Here is a 25,969-nt window from a genome sequence, read left to right on the forward strand (position 1 = left end):
AGGAGCGAGGCTTGCCCGCGAAGCTTTAATGCCGCTCCAGCGCATTCACCAGGTCATGAAACGCTTCCCGATTGGAATCGTTCAGCCCCATGAGGATCTTGTGCGCTTCGAGCACCTTGATCCGCACTACCTCTTCGGACTGGTCCTGATCCGGCAGGTCGTCCAGGCATTCCGGGCACGGAATCGGCTTGTTGACGATGTTGAACACCTGCTCGAAGCCCATGGACTGCAACAGTCGCGTGATGTCTTCGTGGGTGGTGACGACGGTCGGCAGCAGGCCGACTTTCTGCCTCGACAGGATCGACAACTTGGCCAGAAGGCCGAGGGTCGTGCTGTCGATGCTGCGGGTTTCGGTCAAATCGATCACGATCGCGTTGAAATTCATCGCGGTGAAGATTTTCTCAATAGTCGCATCCAACGCCGAACACAGGGTCAGGCGAACTTCACCGACGAACTTCAGGACGAAGGTGCCGTCCTGCTCGGCGAACTGGATTCTACCGGTACTCATTGAAGATTCCTGCTCAACACCAACAGGGCGATATCATCCGGCATCTCCCCTAGCGTGGCCAATCCAAAAACCTGCCGCAGGCCATCCAGGCTGCCGCCCGCTGCCTTGACCCGTTGGGGCAACGCAGCTTCTTTCTCTTTGAGTGTGGGTTCTGGCAAAAGGTCCAGAATGCCATCAGACATCAGCGTCAGGCTGAACGTCTCTGGCAGCTCCAGTACGTGGTCTTCATAGGTGGCTTCATTGAAGAGGCCCACCGGCAAGCCACGCCCTTCCAGATAACGCACACTGTCGGGTGTGTACAACACAGGCAACGGCAAATGACCGCCGATGCTATAGGTCAACAAACCTGTCTCCTCGTCGATGACTCCACCGACCATTGTGACGTGTTTACCCAGCTTACAACTGATCAGGCCCCGGTTGATATGACCAAGAACCTCTGAAGGCTTGAATTCCGGCAAGGTGCCGCTGCGCTTGGACTCGAACAGCAGGCGCGTGGTCATGAACTTCAGCAGCACGGTGACGAAGGCTGAAGAGGCGCCATGCCCGGATACGTCCGCCAGGTAGAACGCTACCCGGCGCTCGTCGACCCGAAAATAGTCGACAAAATCACCCGACAGGTACAGCGACGGGATGATCTGGTGCGCAAACTTGAAATCGTTGATCGCCCAGGGGCTGCCCGGCAGCATGTTCATCTGCACCTGGCGACCGGCGTTCTGGTCTTCCTGGAGCAGGTTCAGGCTGGCGGCGAGCTCGCGGTTGGCCTTTTCCAGCTTCTCGCGGTAGCGCTGGTTTTCCACCAGCAGGCGCGCGCGATCCAGGGCCCGGCGCACGGAGTGCTCGAGCACGGCCAGATCTTCGAGAGGTTTGATCAGGTAGTCCGCCGCGCCCAGGCGAAGCGCCTCGACCGCGTCGTTCATCACGCCGGCACCCGACACCACGATCACCGGAGTCTGCGGCGACAGTTCGGTAACCTGGCGAATGAGTTCGAGTCCACCCATCTGCGGCATGCGCAGATCGCAGATGACCAAGTCGGGCTTGTCTTGCTCGAATACCTGAAGACCCTGCTGACCATTGCTGGCCTGCAAGACGCTGAAACCACTGTCTTCCAAATAGGCCGCGAGGCTCGCGCGCACTACTTCGTCATCATCGATTATCAGCAGCGTGGCACTGGTTTTTGGCATGTGGGCAAACGGCGCCAGAATTAGGTTGGCGTAGCGGCACGGACGTTGACCCGTTTCACGCTACTGGATTCGCTTTCTAGCCTCTCTGCCGCACCGTTTTCGAGCGTTTGCCCTAAAGCCGGTACACCAGAGGTGCCCTTCTAAGGCGCAGACGGTACTCCCATCCGCGAGGCGTTTCAAGCACACACCGATGGTCGCTTTACGGTGTGCGCGGTTGAAATCACCGGGAGTTATAAGAACCCTTCCAACCGTAACTTAATTGTAGGAGCGAGCTTGCTCGCGATGGAGGTTCGGCCACCGCGGGCATTCAAGCAGCCAGCGTTATCGTTGACGACCATCGCGAGCAAGCTCGGCTCCTACAGGTCCAGCGATCGAATCAGAAGTCGTCTTCGACCTGGCCGTCCTTCACCTTGAATTCGCGGTTCTGCAGGTACGCGTTGCGAATGAAGATGTACTTGTCGCCCGTGATCAGCTTCTCGGAAGACAGCAGGCTGGCGCGGGTATCGACGACATTCAGGCCAAAGATCGAGTTACGCACCGGCACATCGTTGATGTAGCGGTAAGGGCCGGTGTAGCTGTCGACGTATTTCGAAGGCGCATCACGCAGGGTGCTTGGACCCAACAGCGGCAGCACTACATACGGGCCGCTGCCAACGCCCCAGTAACCGAGGGTCTGGCCGAAATCTTCGTCGCTGCGTTGCAGGCCCATCTTGGTGCCGACGTCGAAGAAGCCCAGCAGACCGAACGTGGTGTTGAAGATCAGACGTGCAGTGTCGACGCCGGCCGCCGCTGGCTTGGCCTGGAGGATGTTGTTGGCCAGGTTGGTCACATCGCCGACGTTGCGGAACATGTTGTGGATCCCGTCCTCGAGGAACTGCGGCGTCACGAACTGATAGCCCTGCGCCAGAGGCTTGAGTGCGTAGGTGTCGATGACGTCGTTGAATTCGAAGATCGGGCGGTTGACGCTTTCCCAAGGGTCGTCTTCCGAGGCTGCCTGGGCAACGAACGGAACCAGCATGGCGCTGGCGCACACACAGAAAGAGGCTAGAGGATGGGTCCAGCGCATAAAAAACTCCTTGGGGTTGTACCGGCACGGGCGCCTGGCCCGGCAACAAGCTGGCAAGTATAAGTCGGAAACACCTGACAGGCATATTGCACCAAGCCTGCCGGCAACGATTGAAAGCAAATGTGAGCGATTCACATCAATGTCACCCAACTGTCACCGCCGCGCTCTAGTCTTCCTGCTATTTCAGGGACGCTCACATGCCACACGCCGATGTCTTGCCGCAAAACGCACCCAACCTGACCGCCGTACTGTTCGGGCTCAGTGGATGTCTGGTGGATTTTGGCGCACACACGCACAAATACGGCAGCCACTCTGCCGAACACAGCGAAGCCACGCCCGGCGCCCTCGACAGCCTGCTCAGCCTGCAGCGCCAGCAAATCCCCTGCGCCTGGCTCGATGAATTGTCCCCTGCTCTCAGCCAGTCCCTGGCCGCGACGTTGCCGGACTGGATCAAATCTTCGCAACACGGCGCAACAATTCAACCTTGGCCGGCACCGAATGCCTGCTGGCAGGCGCTGATGGCATTGAACGTTGAACGACTGGATGGTTGCGTGCTGGTCAGCGGCGAACCGCGTTTGCTGCAATCGGGATTGAACGCCGGACTGTGGACCATTGGACTGGCGTCCTGCGGCTCGCTGTGCGGGCTCTCGCCCGAGCAATGGCAGGCGTTGCCGCCCCAGGACCGGGATATCAAGCGCGGCAAGGCCACCATGCAGCTGTTCGGCCTTGGCGTGCATTCGGTAATCGATCACCTGGGCGAGCTCGACACTTGCCTGGCGGACATCAGCCTGCGTCGGCTCAAGGGCGAAAAGCCCTGATCGAGATCATGCAGGTTGCCCGGGAGTGGATTAATCTTAGGAAAGCCATAGATCTTTGGCGTGCCGCCACGGTCTATGCCAGTGCCTATAGAGAAAAGGAACGACGCCATGCCCGCCCGCGAACTGCAAGAACAGCTCAATGCCCTGCGCGAGCAACTGGAACAGAATCCTCCGCTGTCCGAAGCCGAGCGCGAGAATCTGCACGAACTGATGCAACAGATCGAACTCAAGATCGAGCTCGAAAACCAGACCCACGACACCAGCCTCGCCGATGGCGTCAACCTCGCCGTCGAGCGCTTCGAACTCGAACACCCGACACTCGCCGGCACCCTGCGCAACATCGCCCAGGCGTTGGGCAATATGGGTATCTGACTTCATGGGACATAAAAAGCCCCGCTGACGATGGCGGGGCTTTTTTTGCTTGAAATGCAACCCCTTGTGGGAGCGGGCTTGCTCGCGAATGCGGTCGTTCAGCCGACATTTTTGTTGGATGTGCCGCCGTCTTCGCGAGCAAGCCCGCTCCCACATTGGATCTTCATTGACGAACCAGGCGATGGTTCGGCAACTGCACTTCTTCCGTACTGCGATACGGGTTGATATCCAGCCCGCCGCGGCGCACATAGCGCGCATACACCGTCAATTTCTCCGGCTTCAGCAAGCGCTGCAGATCGAGGAAGATCCGCTCCACGCACTGCTCATGGAAATCCGAATGCTGGCGGAAGCTGACGATGTACTCCAGCAGGCTGGCGTGATCGAGCGCCGAACCGCGGTACTCCACCACCACGCTGCCCCAGTCCGGCTGGCTGGTCACCGGGCAGTTGGACTTGAGCAAATGGCTGTGCACGCTCTCCTCGACAACCCGCGATGAATCGCAACGCAGCAGCTCCGGACGCGGATGCTCATAGTTGCTCACGCTGATATCCAGATCATCGACGCACACGCCCGGCAAGGCCACGACGCCCTCGGCCTCGACGTCCTTCAGACTGCGCACGCGCACACCGACCGGTTTGCCGGCACCGGCCGACAGATCCTTGACCAGCGTCGCCTCAAGGGTCGCGGTGTCGGCAAATGGCGTCTGGTTCAGAGAGTTGAGGTACAGCTTGAACGACTTGGATTCGATGATGTTCGGCGAATCGGCCGGAATGCTGAACTCGCCGATCGCCACCACCGGCTTGCCCGATGGCAGCAGCCAGGACAGTTCGAAGCAGTTCCAGAAATCCACGCCCTTATACGGCAGCGTGTCAGCCGTCAGGCCCAGTTCGGCCCACTTGGCGGTACGCGGGATCGGGAACAGCAGGGACGGCGTGTAAGTGGCGATGTATTCGCTGGATTTGCCCAGCGGCGAGTGTTCGGCTGCGGGATGCATGGCGGAAACCTGACTGAAGAATCAGCGGATTCTATCAGCCTTTGCTTCCGCCTTTGAGTGCTTACTGACTGACTGTCAGTTTGCCGACCATGCCCGCCTGGTAATGGCCGGGGATGTTGCAGGCAAATTCCAGGTTGGTGGCCTTGCTGAAGGTCCAGGTCAGTTCGGCCGTTTTGCCCGGCTCCACCAGCACGCTGTTGGGATCGTCGTGCTTCATGCCGTGCCCCATCGCTGCGTGATCCATGCCCGCCATGGAGCCGTGATCCATGTCCTTGATCCCCGTCGGCGTCAGCATCCCGCTTTGCTGCATCTTGAGCATTTCCTGCTGGTGGCTGGCGTGCATCGCCGCGTCGCCAAGGTTGAACTCGTGCAGCAACTGGCCCTTGTTCACCAGCACAAAACGCACGGTCTCCCCGGCCTTGACCTCGATGGCCTTGGGGGTGAACGACATATCGCCCATCACCACTTCGACACTGCGGGTCGCCTTAGCCGCCGGCGCTGGCTGGCCGAAGTCGTAGCTATGGCCGGGCGCGGCCCAAACCTGCGAACTCAAGGCCAGTACACAGGTCGCCAGCAGCATGGATTTACGCAAAAACATGGTCGTACTCCAACTCGATAAGGTTCAGCCTGTGGAAAACTCTAAACTGTCGGCGCTGCCCGTAACCTGACAGGCAGATTACAACTTTGTCAGGTTGGCCTGCACCGTCGCCAGCCACGGTATAACGCATTCGTTCCATTTAGCCCGAGTCGCCCATGAAACTGCTGATCGTCGAAGACCAACCGAAAACCGGCCACTACCTGCGTCAGGGCCTGGCCGAAGCCGGTTTCAATACTGAGCTTGTGGCCGACGGTAGTACCGGCCAGCAATTGGCGTTGAGCGGCGATTATGCGTTGTTGATTCTCGACGTGATGCTGCCGGGTCGCGACGGCTGGCAGATTCTGCAAGCGGTGCGCGGCGCGGGCCTGGATACGCCGGTGCTGTTCCTGACCGCACGGGATGCCGTGGAAGACCGGGTTCATGGCCTGGAACTGGGCGCCGACGATTACCTGGTCAAGCCCTTCGCCTTCTCCGAACTATTGGCCCGGGTGCGCAGCCTGTTGCGTCGTGGCAGCGCGATGCCCCAGGAAACCAGCCTGCAACTGGCCGACCTGCGCCTGGACCTGATCCGCCGCCGCGTGGAGCGCAGCGGCCAACGCATCGACCTGACCGCCAAGGAATTCGCCCTGCTGGAGATGCTCCTGCGCCGCCAGGGCGAAGTGCTGCCCAAATCGCTGATCGCCTCCCAGGTCTGGGACATGAATTTTGACAGCGACACCAACGTCATCGAAGTGGCGATCCGCCGTTTGCGCCTGAAAATCGACGATGACTTCCCCAACAAACTGATCCACACCGTGCGCGGCATGGGTTATGTGCTCGAAGAGCGCAGCGCCTGATGCCGCGGCTTTCGTTAAGCAGCCGCCTGGCCCTGCTGTTCGCCGCATGCACGGCCGTGGTGTCGCTGTTCGCCGGGGTGCTGTTCAGCCGCGCCAGCGAGGCGCACTTCATCGAACTTGACCAGCAATTGCTCGAGGGCCAGTTGATCGGCCTGCGCCGGGCGTTGCACGACCTTCAATCGAGCGACAGTGAAGTCAGGCTGAACGATGAAATGAGCCGCCAGGCCGAGCTGTCGCTGCGCATCAGTGGCAGCGACGGCAAGCGTTGGTATGACAGCTCGGCGAACTTGCCTTCGATGCTGCCGCAAACTGCCGGATTGTCGACGATCAACAGCGCAGGCACCGACTACCGAGTGCTCAATGCGCCGCTGTTTCCCGAGAAGGCCGATTCGCCGCAATTGACCCTGCTGCTGGACATCACCCACCACCAGCATTTCCTGCAGCGCATGCAGCGCTTGATCTGGCTGACGGTCGGCCTGTCGGCCCTGGCCACCGCGCTACTCGGTGCCTGGGCAGCGCGCAGCGGCTTGCGTCCGCTGCGGCGCATCAGCGCCGTCGCCAAGGGAGTGTCGGCACAATCGCTCAACGCCCGCCTGCCCGAAGAAAACATGCCGCCGGAAGTGGCGGAAATGGCTCGCCACTTCAACGCCATGCTCGGACGCCTTGACGATTCCTTCCAGCGGCTGTCGGCGTTCTCCGCGGACATTGCCCATGAACTGCGCACACCGCTGTCGAACCTGCTGACCCACACCCAGGTCACCCTCACCCGCCCGCGCCCCATCGAAGACTATCGCGAAGCGCTGCACAGCAACCTGGAAGAACTGCAATGGATGGCGCAACTGGTCAACGACATGCTGTATCTGGCGAAAGCCGATCACGGCTTGCTCGCGCCCAAGCGTGAAACGCTGGACCTGGCGGAGGAAGTGGATGTGTTGCTGGAGTTCTTTGCGCCTTTGGCCGAGGACGCGCGGGTGACGCTGGGCCGCGAGGGCAGCGCGCGCATCGAGGGTGATCGGGGGATGTTGCGTCGAGCGCTTTCGAATTTGCTGGATAACGCGTTGCGCTTTACTCCGGCGGATGGGGAGATTTGGATACGTATCGATGATCGGACCGAGGGTTTGCGTCTGACGGTGGCGAACAGTGGCGAGGGGATTTCCGGGGAGTTGCTGCCGCGTTTGTTTGATCGCTTCTACCGGGCGGATCCGGCGCGTCATGAGGGCAGCAGTGAGCATGCGGGGTTGGGGTTGGCGATTACCCAGTCCATTGTGCGGGCGCATGGGGGGCAGATTGGGTGTGAATCAGGGGATGGGTGGACCAGGTTTGTGATCGAGTTGCCAAGGGGGGATTGAGGCAAGCAACACCGGCCCTTTCGCGGGCAAGCCTCGCTCCTACAGTGTTTTGCGTGAGTGCTGTAGGAGCGAGGCTTGCCCGCGAAGGCGATTTCAGAGATTACGAATACCGCAACGCATGCGCAGGCTCAACCTTCGCCGCCCGCCACGCCGGATAAACCGTGGCCAAAAAGCTCATCACAAACCCCGCCGTGCAGATCAACGCCACATCCCCACCCTGCAACTCGGAAGGCAGGTTGCTGACGAAATACACATCGGAACTGAAGATGTGCTGGCCGGTAACCCGCTCGACCCAACCCACCATCTCGCTGACGTTCAACGCCGCAATCACCCCGAGGATGCCGCCGATCAGCGTGCCAACGATCCCGATCACCGTGCCCTGAACCATGAAGATCGCCATGATCTGCCGTGGTGTGGCGCCGATGGTGCGCAGGATCGCGATGTCCGCGCCCTTGTCGTTCACCACCATGATCAGAGTCGCGATGATGTTGAACGCCGCTACAGCGACGATCAGCAGCAACAACAGACCGATCATGGTCTTTTCCATTTTCATCGCGCTGAACAGGCTGCCCTGGGTGTGGGTCCAGTCGTCAGCCTTGTACGCCTCGCCCAGGCCCGTGGCGATGGCGCTCGAGACCTGAGGCGCCGCGTACAGGTCCTTCACCGCCAGGCGCACGCTCTGCACCTGATTCGGCTCCCAGTGCTGCATCTGCGCGGCGTCCGCGACATGGATCAGCGCCATAGAACCGTCCAGCTCGGCACCGACCTTGAACACGCCGACCACATTCAAGCGCTGCATGCGCGGAGTGATGCCGCCCGGCGCGGTGCTGACTTCCGGCACGATCAGAGTGATCTTGTCGCCGACGTTCAGGCGGAAGCGGCGCGCGGTGATCTCGCCGATCACCACACCGAATTCACCCGGCTTCAAGGCATCCAGACGCCCCTGAACGATGTGCTTGGCAACGATGGACACCTGACCTTCCAGCGCCGGATCGACGCCGCTGACCTGGATCGGCTGCATCGTGCCCTTGTAGGAGAGCATGCCTTCCATTTCGGTGAACGGTACGGCCGCCGTAACTTCCGGATTTTTCATCGCGGCCGCCGCGACCGGTTGCCAATCGTCAATCGGGTTGACTCCAACGATGGTCGCGTGGGGCACCATGCCGAGGATGCGCGAGCTCATTTCGCGCTGGAAGCCGTTCATCACCGACAACACCACGATCATCGCCAGCACGCCCAGGGCGAGGCCGATCATCGAGGTCATCGAGATAAAGGAGACAAAGCGATTGCGGCGCTTGGCGCGGGTATAGCGCGTGCCGATAAAGATCGATAACGGTCTGAACATTCGCTGGGGCACCGTATAAAAACAAAAAGACCCGACGCACTGTTCAGTCACGTCGGGTTTCGACCAGTCAGATAGGCGTCAGGCGACCTTCCTGCAAATGCAGGACGCGGTCCATCTGGCGAGCCAGGTTCATGTCGTGGGTCACGACCAGGAACGCCGTGCGCATCGAGGTGCTGAGTTCCAGCATCAACTCCTGAATGCCTTCGGCCGTGTGCAGATCGAGGTTGCCGGTCGGCTCGTCGAGCATTACCAGGCCAGGCTTGTTCACCAGCGCACGGGCGATGGCCACGCGCTGGCGTTCGCCACCGGACAACTCAGCCGGCTTGTGCTCCAGGCGATGGCCCAGCCCTACCCGCTCCAGCAACGCGGTGGCCCGCTGGCGCGCTTCCGGGATCGCGGTCTTGCCGATCAGCAGCGGCATGCAGACGTTTTCCAGCGCGGTGAACTCGGGCAGCAAGTGGTGGAACTGGTAGACGAAGCCCAGCGCACGGTTACGCAGCAGGCCGCGCTTCTTCTCGCTCAGGGCCGACAGTTCTTCACCGTCGAGCCAGACGCTGCCCTGGGTTGGCGTGTCGAGGCCGCCGAGCAGGTTGAGCAAGGTACTTTTGCCCGAGCCCGACTTGCCGATGATCGCCACGCGCTCGCCCGGGTGCAGCTCCAGCTGCAGACCGGCCAGCACTTCCACCGACTCCGGGCCTTCCTCGTAGGACTTGCCCAGGTTGCGGCAGCTCAGGATTGCTTTATCACTCATGCGCGACTCACTCATAACGTAGCGCCTCCGCCGGCTGGGTGCGCGCGGCACGCCAGGCTGGATACAGGGTGGCGAGGAAACTCAGGACCAACGCCGCGGAGCAGACCATGATCACGTCCTGGCTCTGCACCTGCGACGGCAGGTAATCGATGAAGTACACATCGGCGTTGAGGAACTTGTGACCGATCAGGCCTTCGAGCGCCGAGATCGCGGCGCTGACATTCAGCGCGGCGAAGATCCCGAGCACCGCGCCGATGGCGGTACCGACCACGCCGATCACCGTACCCTGGACCATGAACGTGCGCATGATGGTCCCAGGCGTGGCGCCGAGGGTACGCAGGATCGCGATGTCGCTCTTCTTGTCATTGACCACCATCACCAGCGTGGAAATGATGTTGAACGCGGCGACAGCGACTATCAGCAGCAACAGCAGGCCGATCATGGCTTTTTCCATGCGGATCGCCTGATACAGGTTGCCGTGGGTGCGGGTCCAGTCCCGGGCGTAGTAATGATCTTCGCCCAGTTCACGGGCGATGTTCCACGCGGTGCGCGGTGCCTGGAACAGATCGTCGAACTTCAGGCGAATGCCCTGGACCTGATCCGGCTTCCAGCGATGCAGGCGAGCCAGATCCTGAAGATTGGTGATGCCCAGGTAGCCGTCGATTTCACCGGCGCCGACATGGAAGATGCCGACCACAGTGAATCGCTTCATGCGCGGGAACATCCCGGCCGGGGTCACGGTGACTTCCGGCGCGACGAAGGTCAGCTTGTCGCCGATGGCCGCACCGAGCTTGGCCGCCGCCTTGTCGCCGATGACGATACCGAACTCGCCGGGCTTGAGGTCGTCGAGTTTGCCCTGCTGCATGAAGTTATCGATGATCGAAACCTGACGCTCCAGCGCCGGGTCGATGGCGTTGAGCAGGACCTTGGAAACCTTGCCGTTGTTGGTCAGCAAACCCTGCATCTGCGTAAACGGCGCCACGGCCGTGACCTGCGGGTTCTGCTTGACCTTGGTGGCCAGGCCTTGCCAGTCGCTGATCGGCTCGGCGGACTCGATGGTCGCGTGGGGCACCATGCCCAGCACACGGGTACGCATCTCATGATCGAAGCCGTTCATCACCGATAGCACCACGATCATCACGACCACGCCCAGGGCGAGCCCGATCATCGAAGTCAGGGAAATGAATGACACGAAGTGATTGCGACGCTTTGCACGGGTGTAACGCGTGCCGATAAATACGAAGAGAGGTCTGAACATGTCGGGGCTTGTTCGGAGGGAAAAGGAACGTCCTTGTGGCGGGGGTCGATAACCAGCTTTACACTCAGACCACCGCCGCTACCATGGGTTCGCCATGTCGACATTAGATGAAGAAGATCGCCGCGAATACTACCGTATCGAGGACATGATCGCACTGGAAATTCGGCCCCTGTCCGCCGCCGAGGCCGCAGGCCAGGAAGTGTTGCAGGATGCTTCCCCACTCTTCAATCTGCTCAGCGAATTGCACCTGAGCGAATTCGAGTCGCAACATCTGTTGCGCCAGATCAGCGAACGCGACCGCAATCTCGCTGCCTTTCTCAAATCCCAGAACAAACGCATCGATCTGCTCAGCCAGGTGATCGCCATCACCGTGCTTGGCCAGATCGGCGAGCCGCAGCCGGTGGTCATTTCCGAAGGCGGCCTCGAGTTCCGGCACCCTACCCCGATTGCAGCCGACTCACTCCTGTCGGTCAAGCTGGTGCTGATGCCCCAGGCCCTTGGCCTGTTGCTGCGCGCCCGCGTCATCCACTGCGACCGCAAGGGCGAGAGCTACGACGTCGGCACCGAGTTCGAACACCTGACCGACGCCCAGCGCCAACTGCTCGCCCGTCACATCTTGCAAAAGCAGGCCCAGGAACGACGTCTGGCCCGCGAACAACTCGACTCAGGCATTTAAATTAAGGAAGAACCGTGACCCTCATCTACGGCCATCGCGGCGCCAAGGGCGAAGCACCGGAAAACACCCTGACCAGCTTTCAGGAATGTCTCAAGCACGGCGTACGCCGCTGCGAACTGGACCTGCACCTGTCCATGGATGGCGAGCTGATGGTCATCCACGACCCGACGCTCAAGCGCACCACCGACCGACGCGGCAAGGTGGTGGAGCACACTGCGGCGGAGCTCAAGACCTACGACGCGCGCAAGGGCGGCCCGGGCTGGATCAAGCCCTGCCCGATTCCGACGCTGGAAGAACTGTTCGAAAAATGCGATTTCGAGCACTGGCAACTGGAGGTCAAGAGCGCTTCACGCACCCGCGCGGCGACCACTGTGCTGGCGATTCGTGAAATGGCGCAGCGTCACGGCCTGCTGGACAAGGTGACCATCACCTCGAGTTCACGGGAGGTATTGAAAGCCGCACTGGATCTGGTGCCGGATGTGTCTCGCGGACTGGTAGCCGAATACGCCTGGCTCGACCCGTTGAAGGTCGCGGCAAGCTATGGCTGCGAGATTCTGGCGCTGAACTGGACCCTGTGTACGCCGGAACGCCTGCAGAAGGCGCAGCGTCAGGGGCTGCATGTGTCGGTGTGGACCGTCAACGAGCCTGCGCTGATGCGCAGACTCGCCGACTTCGGCGTTGACAGCCTGATTACAGACTTTCCCGGTTTGGCCACTGCCACCCTCGAGAATTGCTGAAATCGGTCTCCCCGGCCGGCTCAGGCCACCGGCCGGAGCCGCTCAAAAAAGCCGGTTGAGGCCGTCGTATGCCGCTACCCGGTAGGCTTCGGCCATGGTCGGGTAGTTGAACGTCGTGTTGACGAAATACTTCAGGGTGTTGAGCTCGCCCGGCTGGTTCATGATCGCCTGGCCGATGTGCACGATCTCCGAAGCCTGGTAGCCGAAGCAGTGCACGCCCAGCACTTCCAGAGTTTCGCGGTGGAACAGGATCTTCAGCATGCCTTGCGGCTCGCCGGCGATCTGCGCGCGCGCCATGCTCTTGAAGAAGGCCTTGCCCACTTCGTACGGCACCTTCGCCTGGGTCAGTTCCTGCTCGTTCTTGCCGATCGAGCTGATCTCCGGAATGGTGTAGATGCCGGTCGGCACGTCATTCACGAAACGCCAGCTGCCGTTGTCGACAATGCTGCCAGCGGCCGAACGGCCCTGGTCGTGGGCGGCACTGGCCAGGCTCGGCCAGCCGATCACATCTCCCGCGCCGTAAATGTTCTGGATGCCGGTACGGTAGTTTTCGTCGACTTCGATCTGGCCACGGCTGTTGACCTTCACGCCGATGTTTTCCAGACCCAGCTGATCGGTGTTGCCGGTACGGCCGTTACACCAGAGCAAGGCGTCGGCCTTGATCTTCTTGCCGGACTTGAGGTGCAGGATCACGCCGTTGTCCACGCCTTCGACGCGGTCGTACTCTTCGTTGTGGCGAACGGTGATGTTGTTGTTGCTGAAGTGGTAGCTCAGCGCCTGGGAAATTTCCGAGTCGAGGAAGCTCAGCAACTGACCACGGTTGTCCACCAGCTCGACCAGAACCCCCAGACCGCTGAAGATCGAGGCGTATTCGCAACCGATCACACCGGCGCCGTAGACGATCAGTTTGCGCGGGGTGTGGCCCAGGCTGAGGATGGTGTCGCTATCGTAGATACGCGGGTGGTGGAAATCGATGTCGGCCGGGCGATACGGGCGCGAGCCGGTGGCGATGATGATGTGCTTGGCCACCAGTTTCTCGACCACGCCGTTGGCGCAGACCACTTCGATGGTTTGCTCGTCGGCGAAGCTGCCGGTCCCGAAGAACACGTCGACGCGGTTACGGGCGTAGTAGCCGGTACGCGAGGCGACTTGTTTGGAGATGACTTTCTCGGCGCTTTTGAGCACGTCCGGGAACGAGAACCAGCGCGGCTCACCAATGGCCCGGAACATCGGGTTGGTGTTGAACTGCATGATCTGCCGGACCGAGTGACGCAGGGCCTTGGACGGGATGGTACCCAGGTGGGTGCAGTTGCCGCCGACCTGGCGACGGCTATCGACCATCGCCACCTTGCGCCCTGCCTTGGCGGCGTTCATTGCCGCGCCTTCTCCCGCCGGACCGGAACCCAGCACCACCACGTCGTAGTTGTAGACAGCCATGCGTACTCCTCAGAACAGGCCGCGGCGCCATCGGCACCTGCGGCTAAATCACGCCAGTCAGTGGCGTGAAGGAACAATTTGGGGCCAATACAGAACCCGGACACAGTCTATAGAAGCGTCATCGCCGCGCACATTAACCCTTGGTCGCGTCGTAGGCTAGTTTTGCCTGCACGACAACGCCAGCCTTCGATGCTCGAATCGCCGCAATCACTCGGTTTTGCCGCCGGCGAGGCGCTCGAAAGCGTGACTGGTTCGTGTGACGAATCCTGTATCGGCACGAATCACAAAAAATGCGCCGATATCGTGTTTTTCCGCGTAATCCCAACCGCGCTCCGGGCCGAGAATCAGCAACAGCGTCGACAGGCCATCGGCCAACATCGCTGAAGGATGAATCACCGTGACGGACGCCAGGGTGTGCGAGACCGGCGCACCGGTGCGGGCATCGAAGGTATGGGAATAACGCTGGCCGTCCTGCTTGAAGTAGTTGCGGTAATCGCCTGAGGTGGACAGCCCGAAGCCGTCGATGGCGACAATGCGCTCGGCGACCTGTTGATCGTCGCGTGGTTCTTCCAAAGCAATACGCCACGGCGAGCCGTCGAGTTTTCTGCCTGCGGCCTTGAGTTCGCCGGTAGCTTCGGCCAGGTAATTGTGGATGCCCAGCGCTTCGAGCCTGGCCGCGATCAGGTCCACCGCGTAGCCGGCGGCGATGCTGTTGAAATCGACTTCGACGGCGGCGTCCTTGCACAGCTGATCGCCTTCGATGCGCAGATGACCGTGGCCGACGCGCTGCCGGGTTTCGGACAGCGCCTGCGCTGTGGGGACTTTTTCTTCGCGAGCCTGGGGACCGAAACCCCAGAGATTGAGCAGCGGCTCCACCGTCAGATCAAACGAGCCGTCGCTCTGCACCGACAGCTGCTCGCCGACGCGGATCAGTTCGAGGACTGATGCGGGCATCTGCTGACAACGGTTGGCGGGTAGCTGGTTGAAGCGTTCGATATCGGAGTCGCTGCGATAGGTCGAGAGTTGGCGGTCGACATCGGCCAGGATCTTTTCCACTTCGGACTGAACCAATGCGGGTTTGGGCAGACCGGCGTGACGCACGTACTTGATCGAATAGGTGCTGCCCATGGTCGGGCCGCCGAAGCTTTCCATGGCGTCGTCGTTGCCGCAGGCGGACAACGCGCCCGCAAGCACCAGAAGAATACCCCATCGCCCCATCAACGAATCCCCTCCTGACACACCACCAAAGCCAGCCATTATGCAATACAACTGTGGGAGCGGGCTTGCTCGCGAAAGCGGTGTGTCAGTCAGGAGTGATGTTGACTGGCACACCGCATTCGCGAGCAAGTCGAATCGTCGCACCGCCGCTCCCACATTTTAGAATGCATGAACTCCACAAACAAAAACGCCCCGAACAAGTCGGGGCGTTTTCATTCAGCAACTGAAGCTTAGCGCGGGAACGACGGCGGGTTCACACCAGCCATGTCTTCCATCACGCGAACCACCTGGCAGCTGTAACCGAATTCGTTGTCGTACCAGACGTACAGAACGACGCGGTTATCCTGGGTGATGGTTGCTTCGGCATCCACGACGCCAGCGTGGCGCGAGCCAACGAAGTCGGTGGAAACCACTTCCTGGGAGCTGACGTAGTCGATCTGCTTGTGCAGATCCGAGTGCATGGCCATCTGGCGCAGGTACTCGTTGATTTCGTCGCGGGTGGTGGCCTTTTCCAGGTTCAGGTTCAGGATGGCCATCGACACGTTCGGCGTAGGTACGCGAATCGCGTTGCCGGTCAGCTTGCCCTTGAGCACTGGCAACGCCTTGGCGGCTGCGGTGGCAGCACCGGTCTCGGTGATAACCATGTTCAGCGGCGCGGCGCGGCCACGACGGCTGCCCTTGTGGAAGTTGTCGATCAGGTTCTGGTCGTTGGTGAACGAGTGAACGGTTTCGACGTGACCGTTGACGATGCCGTATTGATCGTTGACTGCCTTGAGCACCGGCACGATGGCGTTGGTGGTGCAGGAAGCGGCCGAGATGATCTTGTCGTCAGGGGTGATTTCGCCATGGTTGATGCCGTGAACGATGTTCTTCAGCGCGCCCTTGCCAGGTGCGGTGAGGATCACGCGGGCAGCGCCCGGGCAGGCCAGGTGCTGGCCCAGGCCGTCGGCGTCACGCCATACACCGGTGTTGTCGACGATCAGAGCGTTTTCGATGCCGTACTGGGTGTAGTCGACTTCGGCCGGGCTCTTGGCGTAGATCACCTGGATCAGGTTGCCGTTGGCGGTGATGGTGTTGTTGGCTTCATCGATGGTGATGGTGCCATCGAACGGACCATGGACCGAGTCGCGGCGCAGCAGGCTGGCACGCTTGACCAGGTCGTTCTCGGAACCCTTGCGGACAACGATGGCGCGCAGACGCAGGCCGTCGCCACCACCGGTTTTCTCGATCAGGATGCGCGCCAGCAGACGGCCGATACGACCGAAGCCGTAAAGGACAACGTCGGTGCCTTTGCGAGCGGAGGCGTTCTGCTGACCAACGACGTCGGCCAGTTCTTCACGGACGAACTGCTCGGCAGTGCGGCCATTGCCTTCGGACTTGAATTTGGAGGCCAGCTTGCCCAGGTCTACCGAAGCGGCGCCGAGCTTGAGCTCGCTCATCGCCTTGAGCAGCGGGAATGTTTCGTGGACGGACAGTTCGGTGTCGTCGGACTGACGGTGACGAGCAAAGCGGTGAGCTTTGAGAATCGCGATGACTGAACGGTTGATCAGGCTGCGGCCATAGATCGAGCTCACCACGTTGTTGTTGCGGTAGAGCTGACCGATAAGCGGAATCATCGCTTCTGCGAGTGCTTCACGGTCGATCCATTCACCAAGACACTGGTCGGGCTTCTGAGTCACGGGAACCTTCCACATGTAGGGGCAGAAAAAAGGGGCTACATTATGCCGCCGAGTGCAACGCGTAGCAATGCGCGCTTGTCGTACAGCCCGTAACATTTTTCCGTTCAAAAAAATCACGCCACGCTGAAACCCAGTAAAACCGGGCCTTTCAGCATCGTCAATTTTTTGGGAACAGCGCAGCCTTGTCCGTAACCATCCGTAACACCCGTTGTTTTTGCCACTACATAATCAACGATTTTCAGCAAAAAACCACCCGATTTTGTCATTACCACTACATTTCGCCCCAGCCGCGTAATAGACACATCAGCAACTGACAGCCGGCATCACAGACCGCTACAATTACCGACTTTGTCGCAACGCTTGGAGCTCAACCTTCCGTGCCCGTTCTGCGTCTACCGCATCTTCCTGCCGAGGCAGGTAAACAGCATTGGGGCAACCTGCCCGGTGCCTCCTTGAGCCTTGCCATCGCCGAGGCCGCCAGCGCTGCGAAGCGCTTTACCCTGCTGCTGACCGCCGATAGCCAGAGTGCCGAACGGCTGGAGCAGGAGCTGGGCTTCTTCGCCCCGGATTTGCCCGTGCTGCATTTCCCCGACTGGGAAACCCTGCCCTACGATCTGTTCTCGCCGCACCAGGACATCATTTCCCAGCGCATTGCCAGCCTGTATCGCCTGCCGGAATTGTCCCACGGTGTACTGGTGGTGCCGATCACCACCGCCCTACACCGCCTGGCGCCGACCAAGTTCATGCTCGGCAGCAGCCTGGTGCTGGATGTCGGCCAGAAGCTCGACGTCGAGCAGATGCGCACCCGGCTTGAAGCCACCGGTTACCGTTATGTCGATACCGTGTACGAGCACGGCGAATTCACGGTGCGCGGCTCGCTGATCGACCTGTTCCCGATGGGCAGCAAGCTGCCTTATCGCATCGACCTGTTCGACGACGAAATCGAAACCCTGCGCACCTTCGATCCGGAGAACCAGCGTTCCATCGACAAGGTCGATTCGGTCAAGCTGCTGCCGGCCAAGGAATTCCCACTGCAGAAAGAAGCCGTGACCCGCTTCAAGGCGCGGTTCCGCGAGCGCTTCGACGTCGACTTCCGACGCTGCCCGATCTTCCAGGACTTGAGCAGCGGGATTACCCCCGCCGGCATCGAGTACTACCTGCCGCTGTTCTTCGAGGAAACCTCGACCCTGTTCGATTACCTGCCCCAGGACACCCAGGTGTTCTCGTTGCCGGGCATCGAGCAGGCGGCGGAAAACTTCTGGAACGACGTGCGCAACCGCTACGAAGAACGGCGCGTCGACCCGTCCCGTCCTTTATTGCCGCCCGCCGAGTTGTTCCTGCCGGTGGAAGACTGCTTTGCGCGTCTCAAGAGCTGGCCGCGAGTGGTGGCCAGCCAGCAGGATGTGGAAACCGGTGGTGGCCGCGAACGCTTCCCGGCACGGGAACTGCCGAACCTGGCCATCGAAGCCAAGGCCACCCAGCCGCTGGCGGCCCTGTCGGAATTCCTCGACCAGTTTCCCGGACGCGTGCTGTTCACCGCCGAGTCTGCGGGCCGTCGCGAAGTGCTGCTGGAACTGCTCGAGCGCCTGAAGCTGCGACCGAAGACCGTCGACAGCTGGCCGGACTTTGTCACCGGCAAGGATCGCCTGGCGATCACCATCGCACCGCTGGATGAAGGTTTGCTGCTGGACGATCCCGCCCTGGCGTTGGTCGCCGAGAGCCCGTTGTTCGGCCAGCGCGTGATGCAGCGCCGTCGCCGCGAAAAACGCGCCGACGCCAACAACGACGCCGTGATCAAGAACCTCACCGAGCTGCGTGAAAACGCGCCGGTGGTGCATATCGATCACGGCGTCGGTCGTTACCTGGGCCTGGCGACGCTGGAAATCGACAATCAGACCGCCGAATTTCTTGCGCTGGAATACGCCGAGGGCGCCAAGCTCTACGTGCCGGTGGCCAACCTGCACCTGATCGCGCGTTACACCGGCAGCGACGACGCCCTGGCGCCGTTGCATCGCCTGGGCTCCGAGACCTGGCAGAAAGCCAAGCGCAAGGCCGCCGAACAGGTGCGCGACGTGGCCGCCGAACTGCTGGACATCTATGCCCGCCGCGCGGCCCGCGAAGGTCATGCCTTCACCGACCCGAAAGCCGATTACGCCACCTTCAGCGCCGGCTTCCCGTTCGAAGAAACCCCCGACCAGCAAACCGCCATCGAAGCCGTGCGCGAAGACATGCTCGCGCCGAAACCGATGGACCGGCTGGTCTGCGGCGACGTCGGCTTCGGCAAGACCGAGGTGGCGATGCGCGCGGCGTTCATCGCCGTCCACGGCGGCCGGCAAGTGGCGATTCTGGTGCCCACCACCCTACTCGCCCAGCAGCACTACAACAGCTTCCGCGACCGCTTCGCCGACTGGCCGGTGACCGTGGAAGTGATGAGCCGCTTCAAGTCAGCCAAGGAAGTGAATGCCGCAGTGGCCGATCTGGCCGAAGGCAAGATCGACATCGTCATCGGCACCCACAAGCTGCTGCAGGACGATGTGAAAATCAAAAACCTGGGGCTGGTGATCATCGACGAAGAGCACCGCTTCGGTGTGCGTCAGAAAGAACAGCTCAAGGCCCTGCGCAGCGAAGTCGACATCCTCACCCTGACCGCCACGCCGATTCCGCGCACGCTGAACATGGCGGTGTCGGGCATGCGCGACCTGTCGATCATCGCCACGCCGCCGGCCCGTCGCCTGTCCGTGCGTACTTTCGTGATGGAACAGAACAAGAGCACGGTCAAGGAAGCGCTGCTGCGTGAATTGCTGCGTGGTGGCCAGGTCTACTACCTGCACAACGACGTGAAAACCATCGAGAAGTGCGCCGCCGACCTCGCCGAACTGGTGCCGGAAGCGCGGATCGGCATCGGTCACGGGCAGATGCGCGAGCGCGAACTCGAACAGGTGATGAGCGACTTCTACCACAAGCGCTTCAATGTGCTGATAGCCTCGACCATCATCGAGACCGGCATCGACGTGCCGAGCGCCAACACCATCATCATCGAGCGCGCCGACAAGTTCGGCCTGGCTCAGCTGCACCAGTTGCGCGGCCGGGTCGGACGCAGTCACCACCAGGCCTACGCCTACCTGCTGACGCCGCCGCGCCAGCAAATCACCCCGGACGCGGAAAAGCGCCTGGAGGCGATCGCCAACACCCAGGACCTCGGCGCAGGCTTCGTGCTCGCGACCAACGACCTGGAAATCCGCGGCGCCGGCGAGCTGCTTGGCGATGGCCAGAGCGGACAGATCCAGGCCGTCGGCTTCACCCTGTACATGGAAATGCTCGAACGCGCCGTCAAGGCGATCCGCAAGGGCGAGCAACCGAATCTCGACCAGCCGCTGGGCGGCGGTCCGGAAGTCAACCTGCGAGTTCCGGCGTTGATTCCCGAGGACTACTTGCCGGACGTGCACGCCCGCCTGATTCTGTACAAGCGCATCGCTTCGGCCACCGACGAGGAAGGCCTCAAGGATCTGCAAGTGGAGATGATCGACCGATTCGGCCTGCTGCCGGAGCCGACCAAGAATCTGATGCGCATCACCGCCCTGAAATTGCAGGCCGAAGTGCTGGGCATCAAGAAAGTCGACGGCGGCCCGCAGGGCGGTCGTGTCGAGTTCGCGGCGCAGACGCCGGTCGATCCGCTGACACTGATCAAACTGATCCAGAGCCAGCCAAAACGCTACAAATTCGAAGGCGCCACGATATTCAAGTTCATGGTTCCGATGGAGCGCCCGGAAGAGCGCTTTAATACGTTAGAGGCGCTGTTCGAGCGCCTCATCCCGAAAACTGCTTGAAGGACGCCGCATGCGCCTGTTTCGCTCGTTGACTGTATTGATGGCATTGGCCGCTCCTTCGGCATTCGCCGATGATCTGTATCAGGTTGAAATGATTCTGGTGCGGCAGAATGCCGTGCCGGCGATCGTCAGCCGCGCCGCGCCGGAAGACTGGGATGCCGGCGCGCAACGCCTCAACCCCGACAGCCTGCGCACCCCGAGCCTGAACGGCGAAGTGGAAAAGCTCACCGCCAGCAATGAATACACGGTGTTGCTGCACAAGGCCTGGCAACAGAACCTTGGCGAGCAAGCCAGCAAGGTGGCGATCAGCGACGGTAAGGAACAATTCGGCCAATTCCCGATCGAGGGCACATTGAGCATCAAACAGGGCCGCTTCACCGACGTCGAAGCCGATTTCTGGGTCAACCAGATCAACAACGACGGCCTGGTCACTGCCAGCGAGCGCCTGAAGACCGACAGCCACACCAAGAACGGGCAGCTGAACTTCCTCGACGCCGGCCATCTGGGCATGCTGATCAAGATCACCTCGCTGACCGCCCCTGCGCCTCGGCCAGTTCCTGAAGAAATTCCGGACTGATTGAGCCCCCTATGTCCGCGACCCTGAGCAAACCCCTGGCACCCTCCTGGGTCAGCCGATTCAAGGAACAGAGCCTGGAGCGCGGCCGACGCTACGCGCTGGAAAACCGCGTCCGGATCGTCGAAGCCGGCGACGCCACCATCGTCGCCGCGTGCGAAGGCTCTGGCGGTAACGTTTACCGTCAGACCATTCGCCTGCGAGAGTCGGCCAAAGGCACTTTGCTGATGATCGACGCCACCTGCTCCTGCCCCGTCCACAGCAACTGCAAACATTGCGCGGCGGTCTTGCTGCAAGTGCAGGAAACCCTCAATTACCCGGCTGCCGCCAAGGACGCCGAACTGCTGGAAAAGCTGCAGGCCGTCCTCGAAAACCGCAGCCCGAAGGCGCCACCACAAGTGCTGGTGGACAACGTGCAGCCGGTGCCGCGCCTGTGGCTGGCGAGCATCGAATTCAGCGCCTTCGAACCGCGCAACGGGCGGATGCAGCGTTACATCCAGCACCGCGCGGCGCTGTCCTTCAGTTATCTGGACGAATACGTCTCCGGGCAGAAAAACTCCGACATCCTGATTCGTCAGGAGACACAGACGCTGCGGATAAAACGTCACCCGGAAGTGGAACAGTCCTACAGGGAACAGCTACGCATTCTCGGCTTCAGGATCGCCACCCGGCAGAGCAAGGCTCTGCCTGAGAGCGCCGGCGAACTGTACGAGATGGTCAACGACAGCGCCTGGCTGACCTTCACCTTGAACGAACTGCCGAAGCTGCGCACCCAAGGCTGGGAGCTGCAGATCAACGAAGACTTCGGTTTCGACCTGACGGCGGTGGACGACTGGTACGCCACGGTCGAGCAGGCGCCGGAGCGCGACTGGTTCGATCTGGAACTGGGCATCATCGTCAATGGCGAACGCCTGAGTTTGCTGCCGATCCTGTTGAACCTGATGCGCTCGCACACGGAGATCCTCAACCCGGAGCGCCTGGCCCGTCGTCGCGATGACGAGCTGATCCTGGTGAACATCCCCAATCGCCCGAACTCCGAGCACGGCCCCCTGCAGGTCGCCCTGCCCTTCGGCCGCTTGAAACCGGTGCTGGCGACCCTCGGCGAGTTCTATCTGCAAGAGCCCGGCGAAACCACACTGCGCCTGAGCCGGGCCGACGCCACGCGCCTGAACTCGCTGGAAGACCTGCCACTGCTCTGGGAAGGCGGCGATCAGATTCGCACCTTTGCCCAGCGCCTGCGGGACATCAAGGACTACACCGCCACGGTGCCGGAAGGCCTGAACGCGACCTTGCGCCCGTATCAGCTGGAAGGCCTGAGCTGGATGCAGTCGCTGCGTCAGCTGGAGGTCGGCGGGATCCTCGCCGACGACATGGGCCTGGGCAAAACCCTGCAAACCCTGGCCCATGTGCTCAGCGAGAAGAACGCCGGACGCCTCGACCGGCCCTGCATGGTGGTGATGCCCACCAGCCTGATCCCCAACTGGCTCGACGAAGCCGCGCATTTCACGCCGCAACTCAAGGTGCTGGCGCTGTACGGTGCCAGTCGCAAGAAGCATTTCGACAACCTTGCCGATTACGACCTGATCCTGACCACCTACGCGCTGCTGCCCAAGGATGTCGAAGCCCTGGCCAAGCAACCGCTGCACGTGCTGGTGCTGGACGAAGCGCAGTACATCAAGAACCCGGGCAGCAAGGCCGCGCAGGCCGCCCGCGAACTCAATGCACGCCAGCGCCTGTGCCTGAGTGGCACGCCGCTGGAAAATCACCTGGGTGAGCTGTGGTCACTGTTTCACTTCCTGCTACCGGGCTGGCTTGGCGATGTGAAGAGCTTCAATCGCGATTACCGGGTGCCGATTGAAAAGCGCACCAGCGAAGTCAGACTTCAGCACCTCAACGGTCGGATCAAACCGTTCCTGTTGCGTCGGACCAAGGAACAGGTCGCCACTGAACTGCCGCCGAAAACAGAAATCATTCACTGGGTCGAGCTCAACGAAGCCCAGCGCGATGTGTACGAAACCATGCGCCTGGCGATGGACAAGAAGGTGCGCGACGAAATCACCCGCAAGGGTGTCGCCCGCAGTCAGATCATCATCCTCGAGGCGCTGCTGAAACTGCGCCAGGTGTGCTGTGACCTGCGCCTGGTCAACGATGCCGCCCTGCCCGCGCGCGGCAGCACTTCGGGCAAGCTCGACAGCCTGATGGAAATGCTTGAGGAGTTGTTTGAAGAAGGCCGGCGAATCCTGCTGTTCTCACAGTTCACCTCGATGCTGTCCTTGATCGAGGACGAGCTGAACAAACGGGGCGTGGCCTACGCCCTGCTGACCGGGCAGACCCGCGACCGTCGTACGCCGGTGAAGGATTTCCAGAGCGGCAAGCGTCAGATCTTTCTGATCAGCCTGAAGGCCGGCGGTGTTGGCTTGAACCTGACCGAAGCCGACACCGTGATCCATTACGACCCGTGGTGGAACCCGGCAACCGAGCACCAGGCCACCGACCGCGCCTATCGAATCGGCCAGGAAAAACCTGTGTTCGTCTACAAGCTGATCGCCCGCGGCACGGTGGAAGAGAAGATTCAGCTACTGCAAAAAGAAAAATCCGACCTAGCGGCCGGTGTTCTGGATGGGCGTCAGGCTGGAGACTGGAAGCTGCAGAGTGATGATATCGAGGCGCTGTTTGCGCCGTTGCCGGATAAGCTCGAAAAGCGCTGAGGCTTGTGGGGCCCGATAGATTGCTTTCGCGGGCAAGCCTCGCTCCTACAGGTTTTGTGTCGATCATGATGTTTGTGATCCACATCAAACCTGTAGGAGCGAGGCTTGCCCGCGAAGAATTCAACTCGGTAATCAGCCGAACTCAGCCCATGAGCACCCGAGCCAGCGTCGACTTCACCTTGCCCATTCCGCCAAGCAGCGCCTGTTCGATCTCGGCCATGGTGATCACCGACGTCGACTTGCCCGCCGCCGGATTCACCACCAGCGCCAGGCAGGCGTAATCCAGCTCCAGCTCACGGGCCAATGCCGCTTCCGGCATTCCGGTCATGCCGACGATGTCGCAACCATCACGCTCCAGACGGGCGATCTCGGCAACGGTTTCCAGCCGCGGGCCCTGGGTGCAGGCGTACACACCCTGCGCGCTGTAACCGACGCCTTCGGCCGTCAGCGCCGCGATCAATTGCTGGCGCAGCGGTTCGCTGTACGGATAGCTGAAATCGATGTGGGTGACCTGCTCCAGGTCATCGGCGAAGTAGGTGTGCTGACGACCGTAGGTGTAGTCGATCAACTGATGAGGCACGCAGAAATGTCCGGTGCCCATCGCCGCATGAATTCCGCCTACGGCATTCACCGCCAGAATCGCCTCGGCGCCTGCCTGTTTCAACGCCCAGAGGTTGGCGCGGTAGTTCACCTGGTGCGGCGGGAAACGGTGCGGATGACCGTGACGGGCAAGGAACAGCACTTCCTTGCCCGCGTACTCGCCGATCTGCACCTCGGCCGACGGCGTGCCGTACGGTGTGTCGACCATCAGGGACTGACGAATACTCAAGCCTTCGAGTTGAGTCAGGCCAGTGCCACCGATAATCGCGTAAACCGTCATGGCAGCCTGTCCTCAGTCAATCAATTGAGCTTCTTTGAGCGAACCAACGGCGGCCAGCCAGCGAGGATCCTGACGGTAGTCGGTGCAGGCATGCGCCTGACCGCGCATCCGCGCGATGCGCGCCGACGGCTTGACCTTCAGGCGTTGCGCGGCGCTCAGCGCCAGCTCCGCGGCAGCGCGATCGTTACACACCAGGCCCATGTCGCAGCCGGCCGTCAGCGCCGCCTCGATGCGGCTGGCGGCATCGCCCACCACATGCGCGCCGGCCATGGACAGGTCGTCGCTGAAGATCACTCCGTCAAATTGCAGCTCGCCGCGCAGGATGTCCTGCAACCAGCGACGGGAGAAGCCGGCGGGTTGCGCATCGACCTGTGGATAAATCACGTGAGCCGGCATGACGGCGGCCAGTTGCTTGCTCAGTTTGGCGAACGGCACCAGATCCTTGGCGCGGATCTCGTCGAGACTACGCTCGTCATTCGGGATCGCCACGTGGGAATCGGCCTCGGCCCAGCCATGACCCGGGAAATGCTTGCCGGTTGCGGCCATGCCGGCGCTGTTCATGCCGCGTATGAAGGCGCCGGCCAGCAGCGCGGCGCGCTCCGGATCACCTTCGAACGAGCGGGTGCCGACCACGGCGCTGCGCTGGTGATCGAGGTCCAGCACCGGGGCGAAGCTCAGGTCCAGGCCGACGGCCAGGACTTCGGTGGCCATGATCCAGCCACATTGCTCGGCCAGGTATTCGGCGTTGGGGTTGTCGGCAATGGCGCGCATGGCCGGCAGACGCACGAAGCCCTGACGCAGGCGCTGGACCCGCCCGCCTTCCTGATCCACGGCCAGCAGCAGATCAGGGCGAATGGCGCGAATTGCCGCGCTCAACTCGCGAACCTGGCGCGGATGCTCGATGTTGCGGGCAAAAATGATCAGGCCGCCCACTTCGGGCTGGCGCAACAATTGGCGATCTTCGGCCGTCAGCCAGGTACCGGCGACGTCCACCATCAACGAGCCTTGCAGGCCAGCAGTCATAGAGATTCCTTGATAACGAAAAATCCGCCTCTCACGGATTCGCCGCCGTGGGCTGTGCCCGGCAGGTCGGCGATATCAGTGGGAAGCGGATTCAGAACGAGAGTCGGCATGGGCGGCTAGCTTAACGGATGTCA

At 61.3% G+C, this 25,969-nt stretch carries 23 protein-coding genes; 9 read left to right on the forward strand and 14 right to left on the reverse strand.

What is annotated here, in order from left to right; translation table 11 throughout:
- Window positions 1-25: 25 nt before the first annotated feature.
- From rssC to K9857_RS05625, 3 genes are all read right to left on the reverse strand, one after another.
- Window positions 26-508: an anti-sigma factor antagonist RssC gene (gene rssC / locus K9857_RS05615; protein ID WP_110967230.1), complete on the reverse strand. Its 483-nt coding sequence runs from the start codon at window positions 506-508 to the stop codon at window positions 26-28.
- Window positions 505-1,689, reverse strand: a complete 1,185-nt coding sequence (gene rssB / locus K9857_RS05620) for a two-component system response regulator RssB (protein WP_224533868.1) — start codon at window positions 1,687-1,689, stop codon at window positions 505-507. Before rssB ends, rssC begins: the two co-directional genes overlap by 4 nt.
- Before the next feature lie 376 nt (window positions 1,690-2,065).
- Window positions 2,066-2,755 (reverse strand): VacJ family lipoprotein, encoded by a 690-nt coding sequence (locus K9857_RS05625; protein WP_224533869.1) that lies wholly within the window; start codon window positions 2,753-2,755, stop codon window positions 2,066-2,068.
- Between the two features lie 197 nt (window positions 2,756-2,952).
- Between K9857_RS05625 and K9857_RS05630 the strand changes: the two genes are divergently transcribed.
- Window positions 2,953-3,573: an HAD family phosphatase gene (locus K9857_RS05630; RefSeq protein WP_224533870.1), complete on the forward strand. Its 621-nt coding sequence runs from the start codon at window positions 2,953-2,955 to the stop codon at window positions 3,571-3,573.
- Window positions 3,574-3,681: 108 nt separating this feature from the next.
- Complete coding sequence (locus K9857_RS05635; RefSeq protein WP_175378007.1) at window positions 3,682-3,945, forward strand: DUF4404 family protein; 264 nt, start codon at window positions 3,682-3,684, stop codon at window positions 3,943-3,945.
- A gap of 163 nt (window positions 3,946-4,108) precedes the next feature.
- Here K9857_RS05635 and queF read toward each other — a convergent pair whose 3' ends face one another.
- Both queF and K9857_RS05645 read right to left on the reverse strand, forming a co-directional pair.
- The gene (gene queF, locus K9857_RS05640) at window positions 4,109-4,939 is read right to left on the reverse strand and encodes an NADPH-dependent 7-cyano-7-deazaguanine reductase QueF (protein WP_224533871.1); all 831 of its coding nucleotides are present in this window, start codon (window positions 4,937-4,939) and stop codon (window positions 4,109-4,111) included.
- 61 nt (window positions 4,940-5,000) lie between these two features.
- Window positions 5,001-5,519: a plastocyanin/azurin family copper-binding protein gene (locus K9857_RS05645; RefSeq protein ID WP_411961547.1), complete on the reverse strand. Its 519-nt coding sequence runs from the start codon at window positions 5,517-5,519 to the stop codon at window positions 5,001-5,003.
- Between the two features lie 173 nt (window positions 5,520-5,692).
- Between K9857_RS05645 and K9857_RS05650 the strand changes: the two genes are divergently transcribed.
- Both K9857_RS05650 and K9857_RS05655 read left to right on the forward strand, forming a co-directional pair.
- Complete coding sequence (locus K9857_RS05650; RefSeq protein WP_224533873.1) at window positions 5,693-6,373, forward strand: heavy metal response regulator transcription factor; 681 nt, start codon at window positions 5,693-5,695, stop codon at window positions 6,371-6,373.
- Window positions 6,373-7,722: a heavy metal sensor histidine kinase gene (locus K9857_RS05655; protein ID WP_224533874.1), complete on the forward strand. Its 1,350-nt coding sequence runs from the start codon at window positions 6,373-6,375 to the stop codon at window positions 7,720-7,722. Before K9857_RS05650 ends, K9857_RS05655 begins: the two co-directional genes overlap by 1 nt.
- 100 nt (window positions 7,723-7,822) lie before the next feature.
- Here K9857_RS05655 and K9857_RS05660 read toward each other — a convergent pair whose 3' ends face one another.
- From K9857_RS05660 to K9857_RS05670, 3 genes are all read right to left on the reverse strand, one after another.
- Entirely contained in the window at window positions 7,823-9,067 is a 1,245-nt protein-coding gene (locus K9857_RS05660; protein ID WP_224533875.1) for a lipoprotein-releasing ABC transporter permease subunit, read from the reverse strand.
- A gap of 67 nt (window positions 9,068-9,134) precedes the next feature.
- Window positions 9,135-9,818 (reverse strand): lipoprotein-releasing ABC transporter ATP-binding protein LolD, encoded by a 684-nt coding sequence (lolD, locus tag K9857_RS05665; RefSeq protein WP_224533876.1) that lies wholly within the window; start codon window positions 9,816-9,818, stop codon window positions 9,135-9,137.
- 7 nt (window positions 9,819-9,825) lie between these two features.
- Window positions 9,826-11,076 (reverse strand): lipoprotein-releasing ABC transporter permease subunit, encoded by a 1,251-nt coding sequence (locus tag K9857_RS05670; RefSeq protein WP_224533877.1) that lies wholly within the window; start codon window positions 11,074-11,076, stop codon window positions 9,826-9,828.
- 94 nt (window positions 11,077-11,170) lie between these two features.
- On the opposite strand from K9857_RS05670, the gene K9857_RS05675 reads away from it, so the two are divergent.
- Both K9857_RS05675 and K9857_RS05680 read left to right on the forward strand, forming a co-directional pair.
- Window positions 11,171-11,752, forward strand: a complete 582-nt coding sequence (locus K9857_RS05675; protein WP_224533878.1) for a PilZ domain-containing protein — start codon at window positions 11,171-11,173, stop codon at window positions 11,750-11,752.
- A 14-nt stretch (window positions 11,753-11,766) separates the two neighbouring features.
- A complete protein-coding gene (locus K9857_RS05680) occupies window positions 11,767-12,489 on the forward strand; it encodes a glycerophosphodiester phosphodiesterase (RefSeq protein WP_224533879.1) in 723 nt (240 codons plus the stop codon).
- A gap of 42 nt (window positions 12,490-12,531) precedes the next feature.
- Here the strand turns inward: K9857_RS05680 and sthA are convergent, their stop codons facing one another.
- The 4 genes from sthA to K9857_RS05700 form a co-directional block, all read right to left on the reverse strand.
- On the reverse strand, window positions 12,532-13,926 hold the full coding sequence (gene sthA / locus K9857_RS05685) for a Si-specific NAD(P)(+) transhydrogenase (RefSeq protein WP_020798487.1): 1,395 nt from the start codon (window positions 13,924-13,926) through the stop codon (window positions 12,532-12,534).
- A gap of 207 nt (window positions 13,927-14,133) precedes the next feature.
- A complete protein-coding gene (locus tag K9857_RS05690; protein ID WP_224533880.1) occupies window positions 14,134-15,144 on the reverse strand; it encodes an FAD:protein FMN transferase in 1,011 nt (336 codons plus the stop codon).
- Window positions 15,145-15,374: 230 nt separating this feature from the next.
- Window positions 15,375-16,838, reverse strand: a complete 1,464-nt coding sequence (locus tag K9857_RS05695) for a glyceraldehyde-3-phosphate dehydrogenase (protein ID WP_224533881.1) — start codon at window positions 16,836-16,838, stop codon at window positions 15,375-15,377.
- A gap of 98 nt (window positions 16,839-16,936) precedes the next feature.
- Window positions 16,937-17,089, reverse strand: coding sequence for a hypothetical protein (locus K9857_RS05700; RefSeq protein ID WP_224533882.1), 153 nt, complete (start codon window positions 17,087-17,089; stop codon window positions 16,937-16,939).
- A gap of 111 nt (window positions 17,090-17,200) precedes the next feature.
- Between K9857_RS05700 and mfd the strand changes: the two genes are divergently transcribed.
- Genes mfd through K9857_RS05715 form a run of 3 tightly spaced genes read left to right on the forward strand, consistent with a single transcriptional unit; the run spans window position 17,201 to window position 23,932 of the window.
- Window positions 17,201-20,650 carry a transcription-repair coupling factor gene (gene mfd / locus K9857_RS05705; RefSeq protein ID WP_224533883.1) on the forward strand — a complete coding sequence of 1,150 codons (3,450 nt, stop codon included), beginning with the start codon at window positions 17,201-17,203 and terminating at the stop codon, window positions 20,648-20,650.
- 10 nt (window positions 20,651-20,660) lie between these two features.
- On the forward strand, window positions 20,661-21,227 hold the full coding sequence (locus K9857_RS05710; RefSeq protein WP_224533884.1) for a CsiV family protein: 567 nt from the start codon (window positions 20,661-20,663) through the stop codon (window positions 21,225-21,227).
- Window positions 21,228-21,238: 11 nt separating this feature from the next.
- Window positions 21,239-23,932 carry a DEAD/DEAH box helicase gene (locus tag K9857_RS05715; protein WP_224533885.1) on the forward strand — a complete coding sequence of 898 codons (2,694 nt, stop codon included), beginning with the start codon at window positions 21,239-21,241 and terminating at the stop codon, window positions 23,930-23,932.
- A gap of 142 nt (window positions 23,933-24,074) precedes the next feature.
- On the opposite strand, the gene K9857_RS05720 is transcribed toward K9857_RS05715, so the two are convergent.
- Together K9857_RS05720 and nagZ are read right to left on the reverse strand one after the other, a co-directional pair.
- The gene (locus K9857_RS05720; RefSeq protein WP_224533886.1) at window positions 24,075-24,812 is read right to left on the reverse strand and encodes an S-methyl-5'-thioinosine phosphorylase; all 738 of its coding nucleotides are present in this window, start codon (window positions 24,810-24,812) and stop codon (window positions 24,075-24,077) included.
- 12 nt (window positions 24,813-24,824) lie between these two features.
- A complete protein-coding gene (gene nagZ / locus K9857_RS05725) occupies window positions 24,825-25,823 on the reverse strand; it encodes a beta-N-acetylhexosaminidase (protein WP_224533919.1) in 999 nt (332 codons plus the stop codon).
- Window positions 25,824-25,969 lie beyond the last annotated feature (146 nt).

This window comes from Pseudomonas sp. REP124, assembly GCF_020164475.1.
Lineage (GTDB): Bacteria > Pseudomonadota > Gammaproteobacteria > Pseudomonadales > Pseudomonadaceae > Aquipseudomonas.